This window comes from Streptomyces sp. RP5T (assembly GCF_003933965.1).
In the GTDB taxonomy this organism is placed as follows: Bacteria; Actinomycetota; Actinomycetes; order Streptomycetales; family Streptomycetaceae; genus Streptomyces.
Genome location: NZ_RSAJ01001080.1, coordinates 1 through 1363, shown reverse-complemented (window position 1 = coordinate 1363; position 1363 = coordinate 1). Strand labels below are relative to the sequence as shown.

Sequence of the window (1363 nt, the reverse complement as noted above, 5' to 3'; positions counted from 1 at the left end):
CCCCCGTACGACGCAGACGGCCCCGCTGGGCCATGCGGGCGGCGACCACGCTGTCCGTCGTCGTGCTCGCCTCCGCCGGGATCGGGCACGCGGTGATGACCAGCCTCGACGCGGACATCAAGCGCGTGGACCCCTTCAAGGACATGAAGAACCGGCCGCGCGCCGGACACGGGATGAACGTGCTGCTGGTCGGCACCGACGGCCGCGACAGGATCACCGAGGAGGAGCGGCGGAAGTACCGGCTGGGCGGGGCGCCCTGCCACTGCACCGACACGATCATGATCGTGCACATCTCGGAGGACCGGGAACGGGCGAGCGTGGTGAGCCTGCCGCGTGACTCGTACGCGACGACACCGGCGCACGTCGACGCGACCACGGGGGAACACCACCGCGGACACCCGATCAAGATCAACGCGGCGTACGCGGAGGGCGGACCGCAGCTGACGGTCCGGACCGTGGAGAGCATGACCCACGTGAAGATCGACCACTACCTGGAGGTCGACTTCACCAGCTTCATGAAGACGGTGGACGTGCTCGGCGGGGTCGAGATCTGCAACGCCGACCCGCTGAAGGACACGTACACCGGCCTCGACCTCGCGGCCGGCCACCACCGGCTGCTGGGCGGGCAGGCGCTCCAGTACGTCCGCTCCCGGCACGCCGACGGCTCCTCCGACCTCGGCCGGATGAAGCGTCAGCAGCGTTTCCTCGCCGCGCTGATCGAGCGGGCCACCTCCTCGGGCGTCCTGCTGAACCCGATGAGGTTCCGCGACGTGGCCCGTGCCGTCCTCGGCTCCGTACGGGCCGACAAGGGCTTCGGCACGGACGAGCTGCTCGACCTCGGCCGGGCGATGCGGAACTTCTCCCCCTCCTCGTCGGAGTTCACCACCGTGCCGATCGGGCAGATGGGATACGCCGTCCCGGGCGTGGGCTCGACCCTGAAGTGGGACCCGGTGAAGTCGGCGCGGCTGTTCGGGGCCCTGCGCGAGGACCAGCCGCTGGCCGCGCACAAGCCGGGGAACAAGGCTCGGCTGGTCCCGGTGTCCCCGCAGCAGATCCGCGTCCAGGTCGAGAACGGCACGGCGACGGGCGGCCTCGGCAAGCGGGTGGACGCGGCCCTGGCGTCCACGGGCTTCCGTACGACGGGGACCCCGGTGAACGCGGCCGACCGCACCCTGAAGCGCACGGTCATCGCCTACGACCCCCGCTGGGACCGCTCGGCCCGCTCACTGGCGGCGGCCCTGCCCGGGAGCGAACTGCGCGCGGTGAAGGGCCAGGGGGCGGTGCTGAAGGTCGTCGCGGGCGCCGACTTCGAGCGGGTGCGCAAGGTACGGGCCGAGGACGAGCTCCAGGGGGAGTCCGGGGT

At 71.6% G+C, this 1363-nt stretch carries 1 protein-coding gene; it reads left to right on the top strand.

Annotation, left to right across the window (positions count from 1 at the left end; all coding sequences use genetic code 11):
- The coding region (locus tag EHS43_RS44605) for an LCP family protein (RefSeq protein WP_260471017.1) at positions 1-1363 on the top strand (1363 nt) is incomplete at both ends.